The organism is Bradyrhizobium arachidis, from assembly GCF_015291705.1.
Taxonomy (GTDB): Bacteria; Pseudomonadota; Alphaproteobacteria; order Rhizobiales; family Xanthobacteraceae; genus Bradyrhizobium; species Bradyrhizobium arachidis.
This window is the reverse complement of record NZ_CP030050.1, coordinates 1,174,953-1,200,359: the sequence shown is the minus strand read 5'-3', so window position 1 is coordinate 1,200,359 and position 25,407 is coordinate 1,174,953. Positions and strand designations below refer to the sequence as shown.

Genomic DNA, 25,407 nt, shown 5'->3' with positions numbered 1-25,407 from the left:
CATAAAAACCAAAACAACCCCATGCACAGTAGCGATGGGTTGAGAGGCTTGATGCAATTTCGGTCTTGCCGAAAATGACTTGCTCCGTCGGGCAAAACAGCTGTATCAATACAGGATCGGCTGCAGCGCCCGGCTGGTCCTCTCCGCCTCACCCATCGCCGTCATTCCGGGGCGCGCGTAGCGCGAGCCCGGAATCCATTTGTCCGCATCACGCGCTGCACTATGGATTCCGGGCTCGCGCCAAGTGGCGCGCCCCGGAATGACAGAGGGGCCTCACCCCTTTGGTGGCGCCAGTGGCTGCACCATCTCCTTGAACGGCGCCAGCGCTTCGCAACGGTCGGCGTGGGCTGCTAGCGCCGGGTAGCGCGCGGCATCGAACAGCTGCGGATGCGCTTCGCGGGTGAAGCGGGTGACGCAGGCCACCGCCACGTCGGCGTGGCCGATGCGCATCCCGAGCCAGTACGGCGTCGTCACCCTCGCGCGCTCGGCCTCGAGCACGCCGAGCACGTCGGAAATCTGCGCCTGGCAGCGCTCGACCCACAGCGCAAGCTGCTCCTTCCGCAGCACGCGCTCGTAGAGCAGACTCACTGCCTTGTCGCCGAGGCCGCAGGCGAGCGCGCAGATGCGCAAATGCCTGCGCCGGTCGGCGCCGCCGCGCGGCAGCATTGCCTTCGCCTCGCCGACGAGCTCGTCGAGATAATCGAGGATGATGGCGCTCTCGATCAGCGCCTCGCCGTCGTCGAGCACCAGGGTCGGCACGCGGCGCAGCGGATTGTACGGCGCGATCTTGTCGGCATCGCCGAAGGTCGACCACGGCCTGTGCTCGAAGGCGAGCCCGTAGAGCTTCAGCGCAATCGCGACACGGCGGACGAAGGGGGAATCATATTGGCCGATCAGGAACATGGTTCTCGCTCTTCTCGATCGTTGGACACGGCAGGGCCGTGCAGTCTCCGCGAGAAGATCAGCGCGGCGCAAGAAATATCTTGGACATGGAGCATTGCTGCGAGTGCATCGGTGCGCTCGATGGCATCACCGCCACCCACACGCACTGCGCGTTTAGAGACCGTCGCGAATCTCGCGCTTGATGGCGGCGATCGCGGTTTCGTCGCGCTTGTACATCGTCCACTGCTTGATCCGCTTGGCACGCACCAGCTTTGCCGCCGTCAGCACCCGCATGTGCTCGCTCAAGGTCGGCGCGCTGACGCCGAGCTTTTCGGCGATCAGCAATCCGCAGACGCCGTCCTCGACCAGGTCGCCGTCGGCCTGCTCTCGGAAATGCTTTCGCGGATCCCGCAGCCAGTCCAGGATCTGCAGGCGGCGCTCATTGGCCAGCGCGCGCAAGGCGACTGCGAATTTCATTTAGCCATTTTGCTAATTACCTAATTGATGTCAACTCTCCGATGCGGTATGGAGGAGGCCATCATGACAGCGACAATGGACATCAATCGGGAGCGGATCGCGGCGACCGAGGCGGTCATTCGTCCACATATCAGGCGCACGCCGCTCATTCAGGCCGATCTCGCCGATTTCGGCCTGCCGGCGGCGTCCGTGACGTTCAAGCTCGAGATGCTGCAGCATTCCGGATCGTTCAAGGCGCGCGGCGCCTTTGCCAATCTGCTGCTGCGGCAGGTGCCGGCGGCCGGCGTCGTCGCGGCGTCCGGCGGCAATCACGGCGCGGCGGTCGCCTATGCGGCGCAGCGGCTCGGCATTCCCGCCACGATCTTCGTGCCCGACATCACTTCACCGGCCAAGGCCGAGCGCATCAGCGGCTATGGCGCAAAGCTCGTGATCGCCGGCAACCGCTACGCCGATGCGCTTGCCGCCAGCGAAGCGCATGTCGCGCAGACCGGCGCGCTGGCCGTCCACGCCTACGACCAAGCCGAAACCCTGCTTGGCCAGGGCAGCGTCGCCCTGGAGCTGGAGCAGGATGCGCCCGGTATCGACACGCTGCTGGTGGCCGTCGGCGGCGGTGGATTGATCGGCGGCATTGCGGCATGGTGCGCCGGCCGGACGCGCATCGTGGCGGTCGAGCCGGAGCAGTCGCCAACCCTGCATGCCGCCTTCGCGGCCGGCGCTCCGGTCGATGCGCCGGCCGGCGGCATCGCCGCCGACAGTCTCGCGCCGCGGCGCGTCGGCGCATTGATGTTTCCGATCGCGCGCTCCCACGTCGAGCGCGTCGTCCTCGTCAGCGACGACGCGATCCGGCAAGCCCAGGCCGCCCTGTGGTCGCGGCTGCGTCTCGTCACCGAGCCCGGCGGCGCAGCCGCATTTGCCGCGCTGCTGTCCGGCCGCTATCTTCCCTCGGCCGGCGAGCGCATCGCGGTGCTGGTCTGCGGCGCCAACACGACGGCGGTGAATTTCGACAGCTAAAGCGCGATGAGATGGGGATGAATCGTCATCGCGCTTTAGGTCGTTGTTTGAGCATGATCTTTTCGGAAAATCGCTCCGCACTTTTCCGGATCATGCTCTAGTTGGGGGGATTGCATGATCAGGCCGGGCACCGTTTTCCTGATGTCGATCCTGCTTGGATTGCCGCTTGGTCGCGCCCATGCACAAGACCGTCCGATCGGCTTCCTGACGCCGTCGCGAAACATCGTCTGCCAATTCTTTGCCGATAACGGCCAGGAAAATAAACAAGGCCTGCTCCGCTGCGACATCATGGTGACCGACACGCTTCCGCGCCGCCCCTCCGATTGCGAACTCGACTGGGGTCACGCCTTCGAGATGAGCACCAAGGGCAGCGCGGGGCGCATCTGCGCCGGCGACAGCGTGATGGACGCCTCGCTGCCTGTGCTCGCCTATGGCGAGGTGTGGCAGCGCTCGGGCTTCACCTGCCGGTCGGAGCAGACGGGAGTGACGTGCTTCAACGCCATGCAGCACGGATTTTCGCTGGCGCGGGCGGAGCAGAAGGTGTTTTGAGGTCGCAGAGCGAAGTGACATTCGGGAGACGGTTTCCCGCCCTATTCGATGATCGGCACATGCTTCGCGGCATCGCGTGGCGCCATGCCGTCAAGCCGCGGATCGTCCGCAATCTCGATCTGCCGGCGGAAGGGGCGGAAGCCGGAGCGCTGGTAGAACGCGACTGCGGAGGGATGGTCGAAGGTGCAGGTGTGCACCCAGACACGGTACGTCTCGCGCGACCATGCGCGCTCCAGCGCGCGGTTCATCAGGAAGCGCGCGGCGCCGGTGCCGATCAGGCTCCCGGTGACGCCGAAATAGACCAGTTCGCACTGACCGGCTTCGCGAAAGTCCAGCTCCAGCAGACCTTCATCGCGGCCGTCTACAACCAGTGAGTAGACCTCGATATCAGGCGCGTGGATGATTGCGGCGAGTTCGGCGTCGCTCATGCGCGGCCGCGAGAACCACAGCCATTCCTCGCCGACGCGGCGGTAGAGATCGCGATACCAGTCGAGCGCGGGCGCATCGACCTTGCGCAGGGACCAACTGCCGGGTGGATCATCGCGGCGTGCGGGAGGCGCGGTCATCTCCAGATGGGTGACGACCGCCGCGATTTTCCCGGCGGGAACGTCGGAATAACCATCGGGCAGGATCATGGGGCTGGCTCGTTCAGTTTAGGCCAAAGCGGCGGCCATACAATCAGTGTCGTCCCGGCTCCGTGCGCAATTGCGCACTAGGCCGGGGCGACAGCGTGTTTGTGGATGCGTGTCGTTCATCGCGGCGTCAGCGTGATCGCCTCCGCCGTCGCAGCTTCGACCGCCGGGCGGCTGTAGAGCAGCGGGACATACTGTCCCGTCGCCCAGAGCGGCGCGAGGTCGCGGTAATGGCCGCTGAAGGGATCGCCCGACTGGCCCGGCGTGTTGATGGTGCGGCTCGCATCCCAATTGCCGACATCGAGCACCATGCGGAACGAGGCGCCGGAGAGGAGCTGATAGTCCGAGCGGCGATAGGTGGCGGCGCGCGGCACGTTGGCGGCACCGCCGAAGGCGAGCGGGCCGACCGACAATTGCGCCGCGGTGGCCTTGTCGGCGAGCGGCATCAAGGCATGGTCGAATTTTGCGACGTGCAGCCGGCCCCAGCGCCAGGTGGAGGAGTCGGCGCCAAGCTTGCCCGCGACGTCGGCAACCGCGGCGCCAAGGCTCTCGCGCAGCACCTGGTCACGTCCGGCGGCAGGATCGGAGCCGAGCGCGGCATCGGGCGATTCGAGATAGGCGACGACCGCCGAAATGCTGGAGGCCTCGGGCGCGATCAGATCGACCGCCTTGGGCGCGGTGGTCTTCAGCAACACCGGACCAAGATGGTTGGCGATCCAGACCTCGAACACGGCCGCGGCGGCGCTGTCGGCGGCATCGCGGGCGTCCCATGGCTTCAGCAGCTCGAGGCCCTTCTTCACATTGGCGTCGTCCGACGACAAAGGCTGCAGCAGCTTGACCAGCCGCCGCCCCAGCATCGCGGTGTCGTCATTCTGCAGATCCATGGCATCGGCGAGCGTGACCTTGTTGTTCGCACTGAGCACCTCGGTGATGCGCTGCCAGCGCGCACTGTCGGCCCATTCGAAGCCGACCTTGCGTTCGGCCACGGGATAATCCGCCGGAAGATTCATCTGGTTCGCCGTGGCGAGAAAACCCTGCTTCGGCTGATAGGCCTTCGGCAGATCGTCGAGCGAGAGGAAGTCCTTCCATTCGTAACGGCCGTCGCCGGGCACCGGCATCAGGCCGTCATAATTGGCGCGGCGCGGAGTCTTGCCGGCGGCGACCCAGCCGATATTGCCACGGGTGTCGGCATAGACCTGGTTCTCCGACGGCGCGCCCCAGCGGCGCATCGCCGCGAGAAAGCCGTTCCAGTCCTTCGCGGTCATGTAGTCCGACGAGCCGAAATAGGCGGAGGTGCCGGGCTCGAACCAGATCGAGCGAACCGCGAAGGCGCGCTTGCCTGCGTCATCGACGTAGATCACCGGCCCGTGCCGGGTGAATTTCAGCTCGAGGTCGCGATCGGCCTCGCCCTTCACCTGCTCCTTCTCGCGGACGATGCGCATGTCCTCCCAGCCACTGCCGTAGCGATACTGGTTGGGATTCTCGGGATTGAGCCCGTAGACGTAGAGGTCTTCCTGGTCGACATTGAAGATGGTGAGGCCGAAGGCGATGGTGCCGTTGTGGCCAATCGAGATGCCGGGCAGCGCCGGCTCGCCGGCACCGATCACGGAGAGGCCGGGCGCATTGAGCCCGACGATGTAGCGCAGCGAGGGCACGCTGTGCTCGCGATGCGGATCGTTGGCGAGGATCGGGCGACCCGTCGCGGTGCGCGAGGCTGCGATCACCCAATTGTTTGAGCCGATGGTGTCGCGCTGCTGATCGGCCTCGGTGAGAAACTTGTCAGGATCGTGCGCGAGCGCGGCCTTCTGGTCCTTGGGCGCGGCAAAGGCGACCGGACGTGTCGCGAGATCGTAAGGCGCGAGCACGGCCTTCGGCACGGTACAGGGGTCAAGGCCATCAGGAATTTTCGTGGTCCAGGCCGGCTCGAGCTTGACGCGGAAGCGATCGGCCTCGAGGCCTGCGGCGCAGGCGACCAGCGAACGCTTGACCTCGGAGGCGACGTTGCGCGTCAGGCCGTGGCTGCGGATGCGAACGACATCCTCCGCCGTCCATGGATCCGGCATCGTTCCGGCGATCCTGAACTCGATCGGCAGCGGGCGTTTTCCGGCGCGCACGTCGGCCACATAAGCGTTAATGCCGGCGACGAAGGCTTCGGCATAGGTCTTCGCCTTGGGACCGTAGGCCGCCCACTCCGCATTCATGTCGCCGCGATAGAGAAACAACCGCAGCGCCTTGTCCTGCTCGACATAGGCTTGGCCGAAATCCTTGGCGAGCAGCCCGAGCCCGCGCTTGCGCCAGAGGTCGATCTGCCAGAGCCGGTCGCGCGCGGCGTTGAAGCCTTGCAGGAAGAACAGGTCGTGCTCGTTGCCGGCGTAGATGTGCGGGATGCCCCAGACGTCGACCAGGATCTGGGCGGGGGCGTTGAGGCCGGCGACGTCGGTCTTGACCTGCCGCGCGCTCTCGAGCGGGTTCGGCTTCTCGCGCGCGATGGACGTCGAGGTGAGCAGTGCGGCGCAGATCGCCGCGCCGCAGAGCTTTTGCATGACCCGGTTGAAATCCGTGTTCATTGTCGTTCCTCCCATTGTTGTTCTTATTGCCGGTGAAGCCCTGTAGTCCGGACGGAGCGGAGCGCAATCCGGGTGCGCGCCCGCTATTCCCCCTCGTCGCTCGCGAGCACGCCCTTCACCGCGCGCGCCCATCCTGCGAGCTTCCGCTCGCGCGTCGCCTCGCTCATGTTCGGCTTGAAGCGGTGCTCGAGGCGCCAATTGTCGGCGAACTTCGTCGGCTCGGGATAGACGCCGGCATTGAGGCCAGCGAGATAGGCGGCGCCGAGCGCGGTGGTCTCCTGGATCACTGGGCGATCGACCGGTGCGTTGAGGAGGTCGGCGAGGCGCTGCATGGTCCAGTCGGAGGCGGTCATGCCGCCGTCGACGCGGAGCACGACGCTGGCCGTCTCCGAGCTCGGCCAGTCCGCGCGCATCGCGGCCCAGAGGTCGAAGGTCTGGTAGCAGACGCTTTCCAGCGCAGCATGGGCGAGCTCGGCGGGGCCGGTGTTGCGGGTGAGGCCGAACAGCGCGCCGCGCACGCGCGGATTCCAGTAGGGCGCGCCCATGCCGACGAAGGCGGGGACGAGATAGACGCTCTGCATCGAGTCCGACTGATCCGCGAGAGGTCCCGTCTCGGCGGCGTGCTTGATGATGCCGAGGCCGTCGCGCAGCCACTGCACGGCGCTCCCCGCCACGAAGATCGAGCCTTCGAGCGCATAGGTGCGCTTGCCGTCGAGCTGGTAGGCGACGGTGGTCAGCAGCTTGTTCTTGGACACGACCGGCGTGGTGCCGGTGTTGAGCAGCGCAAAGCAGCCGGTGCCGTAGGTGGACTTCATCATGCCCGGGCGGAAGCAGGCCTGGCCAATGGTCGCGGCCTGCTGGTCGCCGGCAATGCCTGAGATGGCGATGGCGCCGCCGAACAGATCCGGCGTGGTCTCGCCGAAGCGGGCCGAGGAATCCTTCACCTCGGGCAGCATCGAGCGCGGCACGCCGATGATCTCCAGCAGCTCGTCGTCCCACTGGCCGGTGTGGATGTTGAACAGCAGCGTGCGCGAGGCGTTGGTGGCGTCGGTGGCGTGCACCTTGCCGCCGGTGAGGCGCCAGAGCAGGTAGCAGTCGATGGTGCCGAACATCAATTCTCCGCGCGCGGCGCGTGCGCGCGCGCCGGGAACGTGGTCGAGGATCCAGGCGATCTTGGTGCCGGAGAAATAGGGATCGATGATCAGGCCGGTCTTCTGCGAGATCACGGGTTCGCGACCGTCGGCCTTTAGTTTCGCGCAGATGTCGGCGGTGCGACGGTCCTGCCAGACGATGGCGCGGTGCACAGCCTGGCCCGTAGCGCGGTCCCACACCACGGTGGTCTCGCGCTGATTGGTGATGCCGATCGCGGCGATGTCCTTTGCGCTGATGCCGACCTGCTCGATCGCCTCGCGGCAGACGATCACGGTCGAGGTCCAGATGTCCTCCGGCTCGTGCTCGACCCAGCCCGAGGCCGGAAAATGCTGCGGAAACTCGGCTTGCGCCTTCGCCGCAATGGAAATATCGCCGCGAAACACGATCGCGCGCGAAGAGGTGGTGCCCTGGTCGATGGCGAGGACGAAAGACATGGCGGCTTACCTTGGCGTTTTCTCGGCGTTATCCCGTGGGGGATCATTGTGTCGCGCCAAAGGGAGCGGATTGGAGGCGGAAGGTCAATATCCCTAAGCGCGCCTCAAGCTCCGCCGTCGTCCCTGCGAAAGCAGGGACCCATAACCCCAGGGAGAAATTAGAGGCCGAGCTGGCAATCAAGTGTCTTCGTCAAACCACTCCCTGTGGTTATGGGTCCCGGATCTGCGCTTCGCTTGTCCGGGACGACGAGCCGAGAGATCGGAGCAAATCCCTACACCGCCGCCGTGGTCACGCCGCCGTCGATGACGATGGTCTGGCCGGTCATGAAGCTCGAGGCGTCGGAGGCGAGGTAGGCGACTGCGCCGGCGATCTCGTCGGGCTCGCCGATGCGGCGAAGCGGCGTGGTGGCGGTGCGGCGCTTGAGCATGGCTTCGTCTTCCCACAATGCGCGGGCGAAATCGGTCTTGACGAGGCCGGGCGCGATGCAGTTGACGCGAACGCCCTTCGGGCCCCATTCGCCGGCGAGCGAGCGGCACAGCGCGAAGTCGGCGGCCTTGGAGATGCCGTAGGCGCCGATCACCGTGGAGCCGCGCAGGCCGCCGATCGAGGAGATGATGACGACCGAGCCATTGCCGCGCTCGGCCATCTGCGGGATCGCGAGCGCAGAAAGCCAGATGTTGCTCTTGACGTTCGAGCCCATGATCTTGTCGAAGGCCTCGTCGGAGATGTCGAGCAGCGGGCCGTAATACGGGTTCACGGCGGCGTTGCAGACGAGGATGTCGATCTTGCCGTAATGCTTGGTGGCGCCGGAGATCAGCGCCTCGACCTCGTTCTTGCGCGCGATGTTGCAGGGGATGACGGTGGCATCGCCGCCGGATGCGTTGATGCCGTCGGCGACTTCCTTGCACGCTTCCGCTTTCCGGGAGGAGACAACGACCTTGGCGCCGAGCTTGGCCAGCAGCTCGGCCGAGGAGCGGCCGATGCCGCGGCTGGAGCCGGTGACGACGGCGACTTTTCCGGTGAGATCGAACGGGGTGTTTTTCATTGTTGTCCCTTCCTGGTCATTCCGGGGCGCGCGAAGCGCGAACCCGGAATCCATTTCACCGCGCGTGACGCCGCCCGATGGATCCCGGGTTCATCGCTGCGCGATGCCCCGGGATGACAGTCATTGTGTGTCGACTAGATCAACCCACCCGCATCCGCGACGCGGCGCTGGTGGTAGTCGGTGTCGCCAAAGGTGTTCTCGATCATGGTGAGGCGCTTGAAGTAGTGGCCGATCTTCGCCTCCATGGTCATGCCGATGCCGCCGTGGAGCTGGATCGCCTGCTGTCCGACGAACTTCAGCGATTTGCCGATCTGCACCTTGGCCGCGGCGATCGCGTTGGAGCGCTCCTTGGCGTCCTCGAAATCACCAGCCATGGTCGCGAACATCGACATCGAGCGCGCCTGCTCGGCGGCGACGAACATGTCGGAGGCGCGGTGCTGCAGCGACTGGAACGAGCCGATCGCGACGCCGAATTGCTTGCGCGTCTTGATGTACTCGACCGTGGTCTTGAGCGACTCGTCCATCAGGCCAACTGCCTCGGCGCAGAGCGCGACGCGGGCTTCGTCCACCACGCGCTCGATCAGCGAGAGCGAGTCGTCGGGATTGCCGATGGCAGCATCCGCGCCCACCTCGACACCCGTAAAAGTGATGTCGGCGGCGTGCAGGCCGTCTTGGGTCGGGTAGGACTTCTTGGTGACGCCCTTGGCGTTCGCGGGAACGAGGAACACGCCGATGCCGGTCTTGTCGCGGCGATCGCCCTTGGTGCGGGCGGTGACGACCAGCGTGTCGGCGTTCTCGCCGTTGAGCACGACGAATTTTTCGCCGTCGATGACCCAGCCGTCGCCCTTCTTCTTTGCCGTCGTCGAGACGTCGAACAGATCGTAGCGGGAGTTCTTCTCGAGCTGGGCGAAAGCCAGCGTCTTGCTGCCGTCGATGATCCCGGGCACATGCGCGGCCTTCTGCGCATCGCTGCCGGCATGGCGCAGGAAGCCACCGCCGATCACGACCGTTGCCAGATACGGCTCGAGCACCAGCGCCTTGCCGAGCGCTTCCATCACGATCATGGTCTCGACACCGCCGCCGCCGAAGCCGCCATCGGCCTCCGCGAAGGGCAGACCGAGCAGGCCCTGCTCGGCGAGCTTGCCCCAGACGGTTTTGCTCCAGCCGCCCTTCTCCTTCATGTACTTCTTGCGCTGCTCGAAATCGTAGGAATCGGTCAGCAGGCCGTCGATGCTTTCCTTGAGAAGCCGCTGCTCCTCGTTCAGGTCAAAATCCATTTCTTTGGTTCCTCGTACCGGACTATTTGGCTTCGTCATTCCGGGATGGCCCGAAGGGCCAGGCCCGGAATCCATAATCCCGATTGGTGGTTATGGATTCCGGGCTCGCGACTTCGTCGCGCCCCGGAATGACGGTGGAAACATGGGCCTCCCCGCCTTCGCGGAGAGGGAGCAGATCACAGCCCCAGCACCGCCTTGGCGATGATGTTGCGCTGGATCTCGTTGGAGCCGCCGTAGATCGAGACCTTGCGGTTGTTGAAGTAGCTCGGCGCGATCTGGGCGGTCCAGTCCATGGCTTCGTTGGAGCCGTCATCGCCGTGGACGTCGTAAGGCGCGGCGAACGGGCCGATCACTTCCATCAAGAGCTCGGTGGTGGTCTGCTGGATCTCGGAGCCCTTGATCTTCAGCACCGAGGAGGCGGGATTGGGCTTGCCCTTGCCGTGCTTGCCTTCATCGGCGACGACGCGGAGCTGCGTCAGCTCGAGCGCCTTCAGCTCGATCTCGCAGGCCGCGAGCTTCTCGCGGAACGCGGCATCCTGGATGACCGGCTTGCCGCCCGACTCGACCTTGCCGGCGAGATCGCGAATGCGGCGCAGCCGCTCCTTGGAGACGCCGACGCGGGCGATGCCGGTGCGCTCATTGCCGAGCAGGAATTTTGCGTAATCCCAGCCTTTGTTCTCCTCACCGATCAGGTTCTCGACGGGCACCTCGACGTCGTCGAAGAAGACCTCATTGACCTCGACGCCGCCGTCGATGGTCTGGATCGGGCGCACGGTGACACCCTTCGACTTCATCGAGAACACGATGAAGGAAATGCCCATCTGCTTCTTCGCATTGTTGTCGGTGCGGCAGAGGCAGAAGATCATGTCGGCGTGCTGGGCGAGCGTGGTCCAGGTCTTCTGGCCATTGATGATCCACTTGTCGCCCTTGCGCTCGGCTTTCGTCTTGAGCGAAGCAAGGTCGGACCCGGAGCCCGGCTCGGAGAAGCCCTGGCACCACCAATCGTCGACATTGGCGATGCGCGGCAGGTACTGCTTCTTCTGCTCCTCGTTGCCGAAGGTGTAGATGACGGGGCCGACCATGCTGACGCCGAAGGCGAGCGGCTGCGGCGCCGGATAGGACTGCAGCTCCTCGTTGAAGATGTAGTGCTGCACGCTCGTCCAGCCGGTGCCGCCATATTGCTTGGGCCAGTGGCTGACGCCCCAGCCCTTCTTGTTGAGGATGCGCCACCACGTCACCATCTCGTCCTTCGAGAGGTGGCGGCCCTCGACCAGCTTGCGCCGCGTATCCGGCGGCACGTTGTCGCGGAAGAACGACCGCACTTCCTCGCGAAACGCCTGCTCTTCTTTCGTGAATGCGAGATCCATCGGATCCTCCTGTGAGCGATTTTATTCTTACCAAACCCGCCGTCATTCCGGGATGTGCCGCAGGCGCAGGCCCGGAATCCATATCCCAGACTGGTGGTTATGGATTCCGGGCTCGCCGCTTCGCGGCGCCCCGGAATGACAGAAACATTTACTGCAACACCTCGAACAATCCCGCCGCACCCATGCCGCCGCCGACGCACATGGTGACGACCGCATACTTGGCCTTGCGGCGGCGGCCTTCGATCAGGGCGTGGCCGGTGAGGCGCGCGCCGGACATGCCGTAGGGATGGCCGACCGAGATCGCGCCGCCATTGACGTTGATCTTCTCGGGGTCGATGCCGAGCTTGTCGCGGCAATACAGCACCTGCACCGCGAAGGCTTCGTTGAGCTCCCAGAGGCCGATGTCGTCGACGGTGAGGCCATGGCGCTTCAGAAGGCGCGGCACCGCGAAGACCGGGCCGATGCCCATCTCGTCCGGCTCGCAGCCGGCGGAGACGAAGCCGCGGAAGATGCCTAGCGGCGCAAGGCCGCGCTTCGCCGCTTCCTTGTCGCTCATGATCACCGAGGCGCTGGCGCCGTCGGAGAGCTGGCTGGCATTGCCGGCGGTGATCGAGAAACCTTCGCCGCGCACCGGCTTGAGGCCGGCAAGGCCCTCGATGGTGGTCTCGGGACGCGGACCTTCGTCCTGCGACAGCGTGACCTCCTTCATCGACACTGCGCCGGTCGCCTTGTCGGTGACCGCCATCTGCGTCGTGATCGGGGCGAGCTCGTCCCTAAACTTGCCGCCCTGCTGCGCGGCGGCGGTGCGACGCTGGCTCTCCAGCGAATATTCGTCCTGCTTCTCGCGCGAGATGCCGTAGCGCTTGGCGACCACTTCCGCCGTGTCGATCATGGGCATGTAGACCTCGCCCTTGATCTTGAGCAGCGCCGGGTCCTGGGCGTGGAAGCCGTTCATCTTGTCGTTCTGCACCAGCGAGATCGACTCGCCGCCGCCGCCGACCGCGATCTCGACGCCGTCGAAGATCACCGAGCGCGCGGCGAGCGCGATGGCCTGCAGGCCCGAGGCGCACTGCCGGTCGATGGTGGTGCCGGCGACAGTCACAGGGAGACCTGCACGGAGCAGCGCCTTGCGCGCGATGTTGCCGCCGGTCGCGCCCTGCTGGAGCGCTGCGCCCATCACGACGTCCTCGACCTCCTTCGGGTCGACCTTGGCGCGGGCGACAGCTTCGCCGATGGCGTGACCGAGCAGGGTTGCACCCTCGGTGGCGTTGAGCATGCCGCGATAGGCCTTGCCGATCGGGGTGCGGGCGGTGGAAACGATGACGGCGTCGGTCAAGAACGACCTCCTGATGCAAGTGGGGTGGATTGTGATGGTTTCTGTTGCTGGCGCAATTCGTGGCGCGACAATTTTCCGACCGGCGTGCGCGGCAGATCGTCGACGAACTCGACCGCGGCCGGCAGTTCGTGCTTGCCGACCTTGCCGGCGAGCTGCGCGCGCAGCTCGTCGAGCGTGAACGGTTTTGCGTCGGGCTTGAGCTTGATGAAGGCCTTTGCAGCCTCGCCCCGGTACTGGTCGGGAATGCCGAGCACGATCACCTCGTGCACGCCCGGAATGGTGTAGATCGCCTGCTCGATCATCTGCGGATAGACGTTGAAGCCGCCGGAGATGATCATGTCCTTCTTGCGGTCGACCAGGAAGAAATAGCCGTCGGAGTCGACATAGCCGATGTCACCGGTGAGGAAGCGGCCATCGACGAAGGCGTCAGTGGATCCCTCCGGCCTGTTCCAGTAGCCCTTGGTGACGTTCGGCCCCTTGATGCGGATCTCGCCGACTTCGCCGGGCGGCAGCACACGTGTCGGGTCGTCCAGCGAAACGACGTCGAGCTCGATGCCGGGCAGCATCAGGCCGATCGAGCCGGGCTTGTCCGGCCCGGTGGGCGGATGGCCGGTGCCGGGCGAGCAGGTCTCGGTCATGCCCCAGCCGCTGCGCAGCTTCTTGCCGACCTTGCGCTCGAAGAAATTCGCGATCTCGACCGGCAGCGGCGCACCGCCGGAGCCGATGGTGGCGAGCGAGGAGAAGTCGCGCTTGTCCAGATCCGGCAGCGCGGCGATCGCGATCCACATGGTCGGAACGCCCGGAAAGTAAGTCGCGCGCTTGACCTCGATATCGCGCATCACGGCTTCGACGTCGAAGCGCTGGTGGATCGAGATCAGATTGCCGCGGCTGAGCGCGGATAGTAGCACGACGGTGAGCGCGTAGATGTGGAATAGCGGCAGCACGCAGATCACGCGCTCGATCACATCGCCGCGCGCGGCACGCGACGGCTTGCCCCAGACGTCGTAGATCGAGACCGCCGAGGTGAGATTGCCATGCGTCAGCATCGCGCCCTTGGGCAGGCCGGTGGTGCCGCCGGTATATTGCAGCAGCGCGACGTCGTCGGCCGTGACGGACGGCCACTCTGCGGGGGCGGTGGCGCCATCGACGAAGGTCTTGAAGGTGACGATGCGGGGATCCCCAGGGATCGCCGCCTGCGGCGTGCCGACCTTGCCCCAATCGTCGTCCTCGCAGACGACGAGGCGATCGACCAGGCCCTTCTCCAGAAACTTCAGCGCGGTCGGCAGCAGCGCGGCGAGGTTGGAGGTCACGAGCACGCGCGAGCCGGAGTCGGAGACCTTGTGCGTCAGCGCGATCTCGCCGTCGAGCGGCGACAGATGCGCAACGCGGGCGCCAGCCTTCAGTGCGCCGAAGAAATTGACAGGATGATCGGGCGTGTTGCCGAGGAACAGCGCGACGGAGCTGTTCTTGCCGATGCCAGCCCGCAGAAACGCCGCCGCGGCGCGCTCGGCCTGAGCTGCGAGCCCGGTATAGGTGATGGGGCGATCGCGGAATTCGAGCGCGGTGCGCGGGCCGTAATCGGCGGCGGCTTTCGACAGCAGGTCAGGCAGCGAGCCCTGGGCGATGGTGTCGTCCCAGTGCACGCCCTCGGGATAAAACTGTTCGCCGGGATGGGTCATGGATTCCTTAAGCCACACAGACCGTCATTCCGGGGCGGCTCGAAGAGCCGAACCCGGAATCTCGAGATTCCGGGTCTGGTCCTTCGGACCATCCCGGAATGACGCCAACCATCAAGCCGCCTTCGACGCCGCGGCCAGCGACGCGAACGTCTTCCCCTCCGCAGCGAGCTTCTTCAGCAGCGGGGCGGGCTCGAGGCTCGGATCGTTGGTCTCCTTGGCGTAGAACGACAGGCGATCGGCGATGTGCTTGAGGCCGACGCTGTCGGCCCAGAACATCGGGCCGCCGCGATAGATCGGCCAGCCATAGCCGTAGAGCCAGACCACGTCGATGTCGGAGGGACGCGCCGCGATGCCCTCTTCGAGGATCTTCGCGCCCTCGTTGATCATCGGGTACATCATGCGCTCGAGGATTTCCTCGTCGCTGACGACGCGCTTCTTGCGGCCGAGACGCAGCAGCGTCTCGTCGATCAGCTTCTCGACATCGGGATCGGGCAGCGGCGCGCGAGAGCCGGCTTCGTACTTGTAGTAGCCCTTGCCGGTCTTCTGGCCGAAGCGGCCGGCTTCGCACAGCGCGTCCGCGATCTCCGACTTGATGCCGCGATCCTTGCGGGAGCGCCAGCCGATGTCGAGGCCGGCGAGGTCGCCCATCGCGAACGGCCCCATCGGCATGCCGAACTTGGTCACGACGGCGTCGACCTGCTGCGGCAGCGCGCCCTCGAACAAGAGCTTCTCCGACTGCTTGCCGCGCTGGGCCAGCATGCGGTTGCCGACAAAGCCGTCGCAGACGCCGACCACGGCCGGCACCTTCGCGATCTTGCGCGCGATGGTGACAGCCGTCACCAGCGCATCCGGCGCGGTCTTGTCGGCGCGCACGATCTCGCACAGCTTCATGACGTTGGCCGGCGAGAAGAAGTGCATGCCCAAAACGTCCTGCGGACGCTTGGTCGACTTCGCGATCTCGTCGATGTTCAGATACGAGGTGTTGGAGGCGAGCACGGCGCCCGGCTTTGCGAACTGGTCGAGCTTGCCGAACACCTCCTTCTTCACCGCCATGGTCTCGAACACGGCCTCGATGACGAGGTCGGCATCGCCGACATTCTCGATACCGACGACGCCGTTGATCAGCGCCATGCGCTTGGCGGGCGCGTCGGCCGGGATGCCGCCGCGCGCGGCGGTCGCTTCCCAGTTCTTCTGCATGATGCCCAGGCCGCGCTTGAGCTGCTCCTCGCCGGTCTCGATCAGGGTGACGGGAACACCAGCGTTCGCAAACGACATCGCGATGCCGCCGCCCATGGTGCCGGCGCCGAGAATGGCAACACGGTTAACGGGCCGCGACTTGGTGCCCTCGGGCACGCCCGCGATCTTGTTGGCCTCGCGCTCGGCGAAGAAGGCGTAACGCTGCGCCTTGGACTGGTCGCTGGCGACGAGCTTGAGGAAACCCTCGCGCTCCTTCTTCAGACCTTCGTCGAACGGCAGGTCGATGGCGTAGCCGACGGCGTCGGCCGCCGCGAACGGCGCTTCCAGGCCGCGCGACTTCTTGGTCATGGCGGCGACCGCGTTGGTGAAGATCGAGCGGTCGGCCTTGGCGGCCGCGATCTTGGAATCGTCATCGCGCAGGCGGCGCAGCGGACGCTTCTCCGCAAGCAACTTGCGCACAAAGGCTTCGCCGCCGGAGGCCGGCCCCTCGATGATCTCCTCGATCAGGCCGTTCTTCAACGCTTCAGCGGCACCGATGGGATCGCCGCCGACGATCATCTTGACTGCGAGCTCGGGCCCGACCGCGCGCGGCAGGCGCTGGGTTCCGCCGGCACCCGGCAAGAGGCCGAGCTTCACCTCGGGCAGGCCGAGCCTGGCTTCTTTCACCGCAACGCGGAAATGACAGGCGAGCGCGACCTCGAGGCCGCCGCCGAGCGCGGTGCCGTGGATCGCGGCAACGACGGGCTTCGGCGAATTCTCGATCTCGGCCAGCACATCGTTGAGCGCCGGCGGCTTCGGCGGCTTGCCGAATTCGGTGATGTCGGCACCGGCAATGAAGGTGCGGCCGGCGCAGGTCAGCACGATGCCCTTGATGGCGGGATCGGCGACGGCGGCCTTGATGCATTCCAGGATGCCGCCGCGGACTGCGGCACTCAGCGCATTGACCGGAGGGCTGTCGACCGTGACGATGCCGACTTCATCATGACGCTCAAGCTTGACCACTTCGCTCACGGTGTCCCTCCTTGGTGGGGATTTACTTTTGTTCGATTTCGCGGTGCGGAATTTAATTCCGCATCTTGACGGCAGGGTTATTTTGAAGCACGTGGCTTGTCAACGACTCCGCGCAAGAAGCAGATCAGGGATGAAGCGTACAGGAAAGAAGACTGCGACCGATCGGAATTTCGTCGTCGCGCTTTCCCGCGGACTGGACGTATTGCGCGCATTCCAACCCAATGACGGTCTGCTCGGCAATCAGGAGATTGCGGCCCGCACCAACCTGCCGAAACCGACGGTTTCGCGCCTGACCTACACGTTGACGAAGCTCGGCTATCTGACGCCGGTTCCCCGTTTCGAGAAGTACCAGCTCGCACCCGCCGCGATGTCGCTCGGCTACGCCGCGCTTGCCAATCTCGGCGTTCGGCATTTGTCCGAACCGTTTCGCGAGGAAGTGATGCGCGCGACCGGCGGCGCCGTGGCCGTCGGGGGCCGCGACCGTCACAGCATGATCTATTTCGGGCAGAGCCGCGGCACCGAGACGGTCGGCGTTCAACTTGACGTCGGCTCCCGCGTGCCGATTGCAACCAGCGCGATGGGCCGCGCCTATTTCTGGGCGCTCGACGACGAGGATCGCGCCGAATTGTCCCGCATGCTGCGCGAACATTACGGCAGCCGCTGGCCCAAGATGCGCGACGGCTTGGAACGCTCCGGCGAGACCGTCGCGAAACACGGCTTCGCGATTTCGGTCGGCGACTGGCACGACGACATCGGAGCCGCCGGCGTCGCGCTCAGGCTCAACGACGGAACCGGACCTTACGCATTCAATTGCGGCGCGCCCGCATTCCGTTTCACGGAAGAGCGTTTGATCAACGACATTGGACCGCGTCTGCTGGCGATGGTAAGGAACATCGAAGCGGCACTCGGGGGACTGATGCCGCAATCCAAAAAAGAAATCAGCAAAAAGCTGAAATCAGGAGGAAAAGTTGCGCGTGTGGCCGAGGGGATCAGATAGCCTTTGTCGTCACCGGGAGCGGTTCGCATCGCCCCATCGCCCACTGAACTCGGTGGGCGAGACGAGATGACGCAGGCACAGCTCGCGCAGGGTACATCGCCCCTGCTCGCAGTTCGCGACGTCAGCGTCGTGTTCGGCGGCATCGTTGCGCTCAACGGCGTGTCGTTCGACATGCACAAGGGCCAGATCCTCGGCTTGATCGGCCCCAACGGCGCCGGCAAGACCACGCTCTTCAACTGTCTCTCGCGGCTCTACCAGCCGTCGTCCGGCGACATTCTGATGGAAGGCGCGAGCATCCTGTCGCGGCCGCCGCACCGCATCGCCGAGATCGGCATCGGCCGCACCTTCCAGAACGTGGCGCTGTTTCCGAACCTCTCGGTGATGGACAACGTCCGCGTCGGCGCCCATTCGAAGACCTCCAGCGACATCATCAGCGACTCCCTTCGGCTCGCCTGGGTCCGGCGCAGCGAGAGCGACGTCAACAAGAAGGTGCACGAGATCCTCGCTTATCTCGACCTCGAGGACGTCGCCCACACCACCGTCTCCGGCCTGCCTTTCGGCACGCAGAAGCGCGTCGAGCTGGCGCGCGCGCTGGCGGCCGACCCGAAGATCCTGCTGCTCGACGAGCCTGCCGGCGGCCTCAACCACGAGGAAGTCTATGTGCTCGGCGACCTCATTCGCCGCATCCGCGACGAGCGCCACATGACCGTGCTGCTGGTCGAGCACCACATGGGCCTCGTGATGTCGATCGCCGACCACGTCGTCGCGCTCAATTTCGGCAAGAAGCTCGCCGAAGGCACCCCTAGCCAGGTGCAGGCGGACCCCGACGTCATCAAGGCCTATCTCGGGAGCAAGGACCAATGACGACACTGCTCAACGTCAAGGACCTGCGCGCCTATTACGGCCAGGTCCAGGCGCTCCATGGCCTGTCCTTCTCGCTCAACGAGGGCTCGCTGACGACGCTGCTCGGGGCCAACGGCGCCGGCAAGACCACCACGCTGCGCGCGATCTGCAACATGGTGCGCTCCACCGGCGGCATCGAGTTCGACGGCAAGCCGCTGAACAACCGCTCCACCGAGAGCATCGTGCGGTTCGGCATCGCCCATGTGCCGCAGGGCCGCGGCACCTTCACCACCATGACGGTGGAGGAGAACCTGCAGCTCGGGGCCATCACCCGCAAGGACAGCGCCGGCATCGTCTCCGACATCGAGCGCATGTATGCGCATTTCCCGGTGCTGAAGCAGCGCCACACCCAGCAGGCCGGCACGCTCTCCGGCGGCGAGCAGCAGATGCTCGCGGTCGCCCGCGCGCTGATGCTGCGGCCGCGCCTGATGCTGCTGGACGAGCCGTCCTTCGGCCTTGCGCCGCTCGTGGTGCGCGACCTGTTCGGCATCCTCGGCAAGATCAACCGCGAGGACAAGGTGTCGATCCTGGTGGTCGAGCAGAACGCCCAGCTCGCGCTCGAGCTCGCCGACCAGGCCTATGTGATCGAGACCGGACGCATCGTGATGTCGGGCAACGCCAAGGACATCGCGAACAACGAAGAAATCCGCAAATCCTATCTGGGTTACTGAGGAGCCGGCACGATGGAGCTTTTCACCAACCAAGTGCTGGCCGGCATTGCCACCGGCGCGATCTATGCCTGCATGGCGCTGGCCGTGGTCATGATCTACCAGGCCATCGATCATCTCAACTTCGCGCAAGGCGAGATGGCGATGTTCTCGACCTTCATCTCCTGGCAGCTGATGCAGTGGGGCGTGTCCTACTGGGCCGCCTTCCTGATCACGCTGGTATTTTCTTTCGTCGCCGGCATCGCGATCGAGCGCATCCTGTTCAAGCCGCTTGCGAAAGCGCCAGTGCTGACCAACGTCGCCGGCTTCATCGCGCTGTATGCGATCATCAACTCCTCGGCCGGCCTGCTCTGGGACTTCACCATCAAGCAGTATCCGACCCCGTTCGGCTCCTCGCCGTTCCTGGGCAGCCAGCTGATCTCGACTCACCAGGCCGGCATGATCGGCGTCACCGTGCTGCTGCTGCTCGGCCTCTACTTCTTCTTCCAGTATACAAGGATTGGCCTTGCGATGCGTGCGGCCGCCTCGGTACCTGAATCGGCCCGCCTCGTCGGCATCAACACGAGCTGGATGATCGCGCTCGGCTGGGGCATGGCGACCGCGATCGGCTCGATCGCCGGCATGCTGATCGCCCCCGTCGTGTTCCTCGAGCCCAACATGATGGGCGGCGTGCTGATCTACGGCTTTGCCGCCGCGGTGCTCGGCGGTCTCACCAGCCCGTTCGGCGCCGTGGTCGGCGGCTTCCTGGTCGGCATCTTCGAGAACCTCGCCGGCACCTACATTCCCGGCGTCGGCAACGAGCTGAAACTCCCGATCGCGCTCGCGCTGATCATCTCCGTCCTGGTCGTCAAACCCGCTGGTCTGTTCGGCCGGCACATCGTCAAGCGAGTTTGATCATGAGCGCAGCAGAAGAAGTCGTCGAAGGCCACGAGGCGGTCGAGGCCGTTCCGAAGCGGGCCATGACGCTGGGCACCGGCACCTCGCTGGTGGTGCTGGCCGCGCTGATCATCGCTCCCGTCTTCGTCAAGAACTTCATCATCTTCCAGATGACGATGCTCCTGATCTATGGGCTCGCGGTGCTGGCGCTCAACATCCTGACCGGCGGAAGCGGCCAGTTCTCGCTCGGCCAGAGCGCATTCTACGCGGTCGGCGCCTACACGACCGCGGTGCTGATGGAGCATTTCAACGTCAACTATGCGCTGACGCTGCCGATTGCCGGCGTGGTCTGCTTCGGCTTCGGCTTCCTGTTCGGCCAGCCGGCGCTGCGGCTAAGCGGCGTCTATCTGGCGCTGGCGACCTTCGCGCTCGCGACCGCGATGCCGCAGCTGCTCAAGCTGAACTTCCTCGAGCACTGGACCGGCGGCGTGCAGGGCCTCGTCGTCACCAAGCCCGACGCGCCGTTCGGCCTGTCGATGTCGCAGGACATGTGGCTGTACTATTTCACGCTCGTGGTCGTGCTGGCGATCTACATCTTCTCGGTGAACCTGTTGCGCTCGCGCTCGGGCCGCGCCTTCATGGCGATCCGCGACAACGAGATCGCGGCCTCCGCCATGGGCATCAACGTCGCACTCTACAAGACGCTGGCGTTCGGCGTCTCCGCCGCCATCACCGGCATCGCCGGCTCGCTCGGCGCCATCGCGGTGCAGTTCGTCGCGCCCGACAGCTACACCATCACGCTCGCGATCTCGCTGTTCCTCGGCATGGTGGTCGGCGGCGTCGGCTGGCTGCCCGGCTCGATCGTCGGCGCCGCCTTCATCATCTTCGTGCCGAACATCGCGGAGGGCATCTCCAAGGGCCTCTCCGGCGCGGTGTTCGGCGTGCTGTTGTTCCTCGTCATCTACCTCGTGCCACACGGCGCAAGGCAGGTCGCGATCCTGGGCCAGCAGCTCGCTGGCAAGCTCAGGAAGAACTGAAGACTCGTTCGTTAAACCAAGGAGACCCGAATTGCTTTTTGAAAGAACACTGCGAGCCGCCGCGCTGGTCACGGCAACGGCAGCCTTTGCTCTCACTTCGGGCGCGGCACTCGCGCAAAAGAAATACGACACCGGCGCTTCCGATACCGAGATCAAGGTCGGCAACATCATGCCGTACAGCGGGCCGGCGTCGGCCTACGGCATCATCGGCAAGACCGAAGAAGCCTATTTCAAGATGATCAACGACAAGGGCGGCATCAACGGCCGCAAGGTCAATTTCGTCACCTATGACGACGCCTATTCGCCGCCGAAGGCGGTCGAGCAGGTCCGCAAGCTGGTCGAGAGCGACGAGGTGCTGGCCGTGTTCAACCCGCTGGGCACGCCCTCGAACACCGCGATCCAGAAATACCTCAACGCCAAGAAGATCCCGCAGCTGTTCGTCGCCACCGGCGCCACCAAGTGGAACGACCCGAAGAACTTCCCCTGGACCATCGGCTGGCAGCCCTCCTACCAGAGCGAAGCGCAGATCTACGCGAAGTGGCTGATGAAGGAGAAGCCGAACGCCAAGGTCGCGATCCTCTATCAGAACGACGATTTCGGCAAAGACTACCTCAAGGGCACCAAGGACGGCCTCGGCGCCAAGGCCTCGTCCATGATCATCCTGGAAGAGAGCTATGAGGTGTCCGAGCCGTCGATCGACGGCCACATCGTCAAGATCAAGGCCGCCAATCCCGACGTGCTGCTGATCTATGCGACGCCGAAATTCGCCGCGCAGACCATCAAGAAGACCGCCGAGCTCAGCTGGAAGCCGCTGCAGATCCTCACCAACGTGTCGATCTCGGTCGGCAGCGTGATGAAGCCGGCGGGCTTCGAGGCCTCGCAGGACGTGCTGTCGGCGGCCTATGCCAAGGACTCCACCGATCCGCAGTGGAACAACGATCCCGGCATGAAGAAGTGGAACGAGTTCGTCGACAAGTACATGCCCGGCGCCGACAAGACCGACACCGGCATGGTCTACGGCTACGGCGCGGCCTCGACGTTGGCCAAGGTCCTGGAAATGTGCGGTGACGATCTCACCCGCGCCAACCTGATGAAGCAGGCGGCCTCGTTGAAGGATTTTGCACCGGACACCCTGCTGCCCGGCGTCAAGATCAACACCAGCGCCACCGACTTCGCCCCGATCGCGCAGCTCCAAATGCAGCGCTTCAAGGGCGAGAAGTGGGAACTCTTCGGCGAGATCATCAGCGGCGACGTCGCCTCCGAGTGACAAGCTGACGCAATAGTCCGAAACAAGAAGCCCCCGCGAACGATCGCGGGGGCTTTTTGTTGACGCCGGGCGCCAATCTTGTTCAATGCGCCGATCCGAGCCCGGGTAGGAGAACAATGACTGCCGTTCGTCTTCAGGTTGCGTCCCTGTGGGTCGCACTCGCGTTGTGCATTGCGATGACTGGCCCTGTGCTGGCGCAAAAGAAATACGACAGCGGCGCTTCCGATACCGAGATCAGAATAGGCAACATCATGCCCTATAGCGGGCCGGCCTCCGCCTATGCCGCGATCGGCAAGGCCGAGGAAGCCTATTTCAACAAGGTCAATGCCGAGGGCGGCATCAACGGCCGCAAGATCAAGTTCATCTCCTATGACGACGCCTATTCGCCGCCGAAGACGGTGGAGCAGGCCCGCAAGCTGGTCGAGAGCGACGGGGTGCTGCTGATCTTCGGCTCGCTTGGCACCTCCACCAACAGCGCGATCCGCAAATACATGAACGAGAAGAAGGTGCCGCAATTGTTCGTGGCGAGCGGCGCCTCGAAGTGGAACGATCCGAAGCAATATCCGTGGACCATGGGCTGGCAGCCGAGCTACGCCAGCGAGGCGCGCATCTACGCCAAGTACATCATGAAGGAGAAGCCGGACGCCAAGATCAGCGTGCTCTATCAGAACGACGATTTCGGCAAGGACTATCTGAAGGGCTTGAAGGACGGCCTCGGCGCGAAGGCGTCGATGATCGTGATGGAGGACGGCTACGACACCTCGGAGCCGGCGATCGACGAGCACGTCGTGAAGCTGAAGGCCTCGGGCGCCGACGTTTTCATCAGCATCACCACGCCGAAATTTGCAGCCCAAGCGATCAAGAAGGCCGCAGAGATCAACTGGCATCCGGTCCACATCATCTCCAACGTCTCGGCCTCAGTCGGCGGCGTGCTCGAGCCGGCGGGCATCGAGATCTCGCAAGGCGTGCTGTCGGCGACCTACACCAAGGACGGCTCCGACCCGCAATGGAACGCCGATGACGGCATGAAGAAGTTCTATAACTTCATCGCGCAGTACGACCCCAAGGCCAACAAGCTCGATGCCGGCGTGGTGTTCGGCTATGCCGCGTCGCAGACCATGGTGAAGGTGCTTCAGATGTGCGGCGACGACCTCACCCGCGAGAACGTCATGAAGCAGGCGGCGAGCTTGAAGGATTTCGAGCCCGACACGCTGCTGCCGGGGATCAAGATCAACACCGCACCCGACAATTTCGCCCCGATCGAGCAACTCCAGATGATGCGCTTCAAGGGCAAGAAGTGGGAGCTGTTCGGCGACATCATCTCGAGCGACCATGGGCATTGAAAGCCGGGCAACTCAAGATCGTTCGTGACTTGTTAAACAACTCCAGACAGCTGCGCCGTCTCGCAAGCGCACACGGGCGCTGACTACTAAAGAAGCAGCCCCGGCGACGCCGTCGCAGGGGCTTTCTGTTGAAGGCACCTGCCAAATCGTATTGAATTACGGCCGCGTCGCCAAGAACAAGCAAGACAAGAAAAGGAAACGCACACACACCAAGAAAATAGGGAGATAGGAATGCCCGCTGTCACCGGCAAACTTGCGGCCGCGTCACTGGCGCTCGCGCTCATTGCGGCCTCGACCTCCACTGCATCGGCCCAGAAGAAATACGATACCGGCGCGACCGACACCGAGATCAAGATCGGCAACATCATGCCCTACAGCGGACCGGCCTCCGCCTACGGCATCATCGGGCGGACCGAAGCCGCCTATTTCAAGAAGATCAACGAAGAGGGCGGCATCAACGGCCGCAAGATCAACTACATCTCCTACGACGACGCCTATTCGCCGCCGAAGACGGTGGAGCAGGCGCGCAAGCTGGTCGAGAGCGACGAGGTGCTGTTCATCTTCAACTCGCTCGGCACGCCGCCGAACTCGGCGATCCAGAAATACATGAACTCGAAGAAGGTGCCGCAGCTGTTCGTCGCCACCGGCGCCACCAAGTGGAACGATCCGCAGAACTTTCCGTGGACCATGGGCTGGCAGCCCAACTACCAGAGCGAGACGCAGATCTACGCGAAGTGGCTTTTGAAGAACAAGCCGGACGCAAAGATCGCCGTGCTTTACCAGAACGACGATTACGGCAAAGACTACCTCAAGGGCCTGAAGGACGGCCTCGGCTCGAAAGCCGCCTCGATGATCGTCATGGAGGAGAGCTATGAGACCTCCGAGCCGACCATCGACAACCACATCGTCAAGCTGAAGTCGACCGGCGCCGACGTGTTCATGAACATCACGACGCCGAAATTCGCCGCGCAGGCGATCAAGAAGAACGCCGAGATCGGCTGGAAGCCGCTGCACTTCCTCAACAACGTCTCGGCCTCGGTCGGCAGCGTGATGAAGCCCGCCGGCTTCGAGAACGGCCAGGACATCATCTCGGCCGACTATCTCAAGGACGTGTCGGATCCGGAGTGGAACAACGATCCCGGCATGAAGGAATTCCTCGCCTTCATGACCAAGTACTTCCCGGAAGGCGACAAGCTCGACAAGGGCACCATCGTCGGCTACGCGGTGGCGCAGACGCTGGTCCAGGTGCTGAAGCAATGCGGTGACAATCTCACCCGCGAGAACATCATGAAGCAGGCCGCCAGCCTGAAGGACTTCCGCACCGAGGCGCTGCTGCCGGGCGTCCAGATCAACACCTCCGCGACCGACTTTGCGCCGATCAGCCAGCTCCGGCTCGAGAGGTTCAAGGGCGAGCGCTGGGAACTGTTCGGCGACGTGATCAGCGCCGACGTCGGCGGCTAGCCGGACGACATACGCGACGCATCAAGCCCCCTGCGAGACGATCGCAGGGGGCTTTTGCTTGCGCGCCGATTATGATCACGCGATTGCACAATCGAATGACGATAAAGCCTGCTTACGCTTTGGCGCCCGATGCGCTAGGCAGGTGACCGGCGACCTCGCCGCCATCGCTTCCGTCCGCCTAAAGCGCGATGAGATTGGGATGAATCGTCATCGCGCTTTAGGTTGTTGTTTACGCATG

The 25,407-nt window shown here is 64.5% G+C and carries 21 protein-coding genes; 10 read left to right on the top strand and 11 right to left on the bottom strand.

Features of this window, described 5'->3' with window-relative positions; all coding sequences use genetic code 11:
• Positions 1–273 precede the first annotated feature (273 nt).
• Together WN72_RS05945 and WN72_RS05940 are read right to left on the bottom strand one after the other, a co-directional pair.
• Positions 274–903 (bottom strand): glutathione S-transferase family protein, encoded by a 630-nt coding sequence (locus WN72_RS05945; RefSeq protein ID WP_092216606.1) that lies wholly within the window; start codon positions 901–903, stop codon positions 274–276.
• Positions 904–1,056: 153 nt separating this feature from the next.
• On the bottom strand, positions 1,057–1,359 hold the full coding sequence (locus WN72_RS05940) for an ArsR/SmtB family transcription factor (protein ID WP_027561229.1): 303 nt from the start codon (positions 1,357–1,359) through the stop codon (positions 1,057–1,059).
• Positions 1,360–1,386: 27 nt separating this feature from the next.
• Between WN72_RS05940 and WN72_RS05935 the strand changes: the two genes are divergently transcribed.
• Entirely contained in the window at positions 1,387–2,370 is a 984-nt protein-coding gene (locus tag WN72_RS05935; protein ID WP_092216607.1) for a threonine/serine dehydratase, read from the top strand.
• 114 nt (positions 2,371–2,484) lie between these two features.
• On the top strand, positions 2,485–2,919 hold the full coding sequence (locus WN72_RS05930) for a DUF6636 domain-containing protein (protein WP_092216608.1): 435 nt from the start codon (positions 2,485–2,487) through the stop codon (positions 2,917–2,919).
• Between the two features lie 41 nt (positions 2,920–2,960).
• Here WN72_RS05930 and WN72_RS05925 read toward each other — a convergent pair whose 3' ends face one another.
• From WN72_RS05925 to WN72_RS05885, 9 genes are all read right to left on the bottom strand, one after another.
• Positions 2,961–3,554, bottom strand: coding sequence for a GNAT family N-acetyltransferase (locus WN72_RS05925; protein ID WP_027561231.1), 594 nt, complete (start codon positions 3,552–3,554; stop codon positions 2,961–2,963).
• 116 nt (positions 3,555–3,670) lie between these two features.
• Positions 3,671–6,118: a penicillin acylase family protein gene (locus tag WN72_RS05920; RefSeq protein ID WP_092216609.1), complete on the bottom strand. Its 2,448-nt coding sequence runs from the start codon at positions 6,116–6,118 to the stop codon at positions 3,671–3,673.
• 83 nt (positions 6,119–6,201) lie between these two features.
• Positions 6,202–7,704, bottom strand: a complete 1,503-nt coding sequence (gene glpK / locus WN72_RS05915; protein ID WP_092216610.1) for a glycerol kinase GlpK — start codon at positions 7,702–7,704, stop codon at positions 6,202–6,204.
• A gap of 272 nt (positions 7,705–7,976) precedes the next feature.
• Positions 7,977–8,750, bottom strand: a complete 774-nt coding sequence (locus WN72_RS05910; RefSeq protein WP_092216611.1) for an SDR family NAD(P)-dependent oxidoreductase — start codon at positions 8,748–8,750, stop codon at positions 7,977–7,979.
• Between the two features lie 134 nt (positions 8,751–8,884).
• On the bottom strand, positions 8,885–10,027 hold the full coding sequence (gene pimD, locus WN72_RS05905) for a pimeloyl-CoA dehydrogenase small subunit (protein WP_027561235.1): 1,143 nt from the start codon (positions 10,025–10,027) through the stop codon (positions 8,885–8,887).
• 176 nt (positions 10,028–10,203) lie between these two features.
• On the bottom strand, positions 10,204–11,394 hold the full coding sequence (gene pimC / locus WN72_RS05900; protein ID WP_092216612.1) for a pimeloyl-CoA dehydrogenase large subunit: 1,191 nt from the start codon (positions 11,392–11,394) through the stop codon (positions 10,204–10,206).
• Positions 11,395–11,542: 148 nt separating this feature from the next.
• Positions 11,543–12,730: an acetyl-CoA C-acyltransferase gene (locus tag WN72_RS05895; RefSeq protein WP_092216613.1), complete on the bottom strand. Its 1,188-nt coding sequence runs from the start codon at positions 12,728–12,730 to the stop codon at positions 11,543–11,545.
• Positions 12,727–14,409, bottom strand: a complete 1,683-nt coding sequence (pimA, locus tag WN72_RS05890) for a dicarboxylate--CoA ligase PimA (RefSeq protein WP_092216614.1) — start codon at positions 14,407–14,409, stop codon at positions 12,727–12,729. Before pimA ends, WN72_RS05895 begins: the two co-directional genes overlap by 4 nt.
• Before the next feature lie 111 nt (positions 14,410–14,520).
• Positions 14,521–16,617, bottom strand: coding sequence for a 3-hydroxyacyl-CoA dehydrogenase NAD-binding domain-containing protein (locus WN72_RS05885; RefSeq protein WP_092216615.1), 2,097 nt, complete (start codon positions 16,615–16,617; stop codon positions 14,521–14,523).
• A 130-nt stretch (positions 16,618–16,747) separates the two neighbouring features.
• On the opposite strand from WN72_RS05885, the gene WN72_RS05880 reads away from it, so the two are divergent.
• The 8 genes from WN72_RS05880 to WN72_RS05845 all read left to right on the top strand — a co-directional run bounded on the left by WN72_RS05880 (position 16,748) and on the right by WN72_RS05845 (position 25,169).
• A complete protein-coding gene (locus tag WN72_RS05880; RefSeq protein ID WP_027561240.1) occupies positions 16,748–17,614 on the top strand; it encodes an IclR family transcriptional regulator in 867 nt (288 codons plus the stop codon).
• A 66-nt stretch (positions 17,615–17,680) separates the two neighbouring features.
• Complete coding sequence (locus WN72_RS05875) at positions 17,681–18,478, top strand: ABC transporter ATP-binding protein (protein ID WP_092216616.1); 798 nt, start codon at positions 17,681–17,683, stop codon at positions 18,476–18,478.
• Positions 18,475–19,188, top strand: coding sequence for an ABC transporter ATP-binding protein (locus WN72_RS05870; protein ID WP_008135694.1), 714 nt, complete (start codon positions 18,475–18,477; stop codon positions 19,186–19,188). Before WN72_RS05875 ends, WN72_RS05870 begins: the two co-directional genes overlap by 4 nt.
• Positions 19,189–19,200: 12 nt before the next feature.
• Positions 19,201–20,079, top strand: a complete 879-nt coding sequence (locus WN72_RS05865) for a branched-chain amino acid ABC transporter permease (protein ID WP_027561242.1) — start codon at positions 19,201–19,203, stop codon at positions 20,077–20,079.
• Positions 20,080–20,081: 2 nt separating this feature from the next.
• Positions 20,082–21,098 carry a branched-chain amino acid ABC transporter permease gene (locus tag WN72_RS05860; protein ID WP_027561243.1) on the top strand — a complete coding sequence of 339 codons (1,017 nt, stop codon included), beginning with the start codon at positions 20,082–20,084 and terminating at the stop codon, positions 21,096–21,098.
• Positions 21,099–21,129: 31 nt separating this feature from the next.
• Positions 21,130–22,365: an ABC transporter substrate-binding protein gene (locus WN72_RS05855; protein ID WP_027561244.1), complete on the top strand. Its 1,236-nt coding sequence runs from the start codon at positions 21,130–21,132 to the stop codon at positions 22,363–22,365.
• Positions 22,366–22,481: 116 nt separating this feature from the next.
• Positions 22,482–23,708, top strand: coding sequence for an ABC transporter substrate-binding protein (locus WN72_RS05850; RefSeq protein WP_027561245.1), 1,227 nt, complete (start codon positions 22,482–22,484; stop codon positions 23,706–23,708).
• Positions 23,709–23,939: 231 nt separating this feature from the next.
• Positions 23,940–25,169 (top strand): ABC transporter substrate-binding protein, encoded by a 1,230-nt coding sequence (locus WN72_RS05845; protein WP_027561246.1) that lies wholly within the window; start codon positions 23,940–23,942, stop codon positions 25,167–25,169.
• Positions 25,170–25,407: the final 238 nt, after the last annotated feature.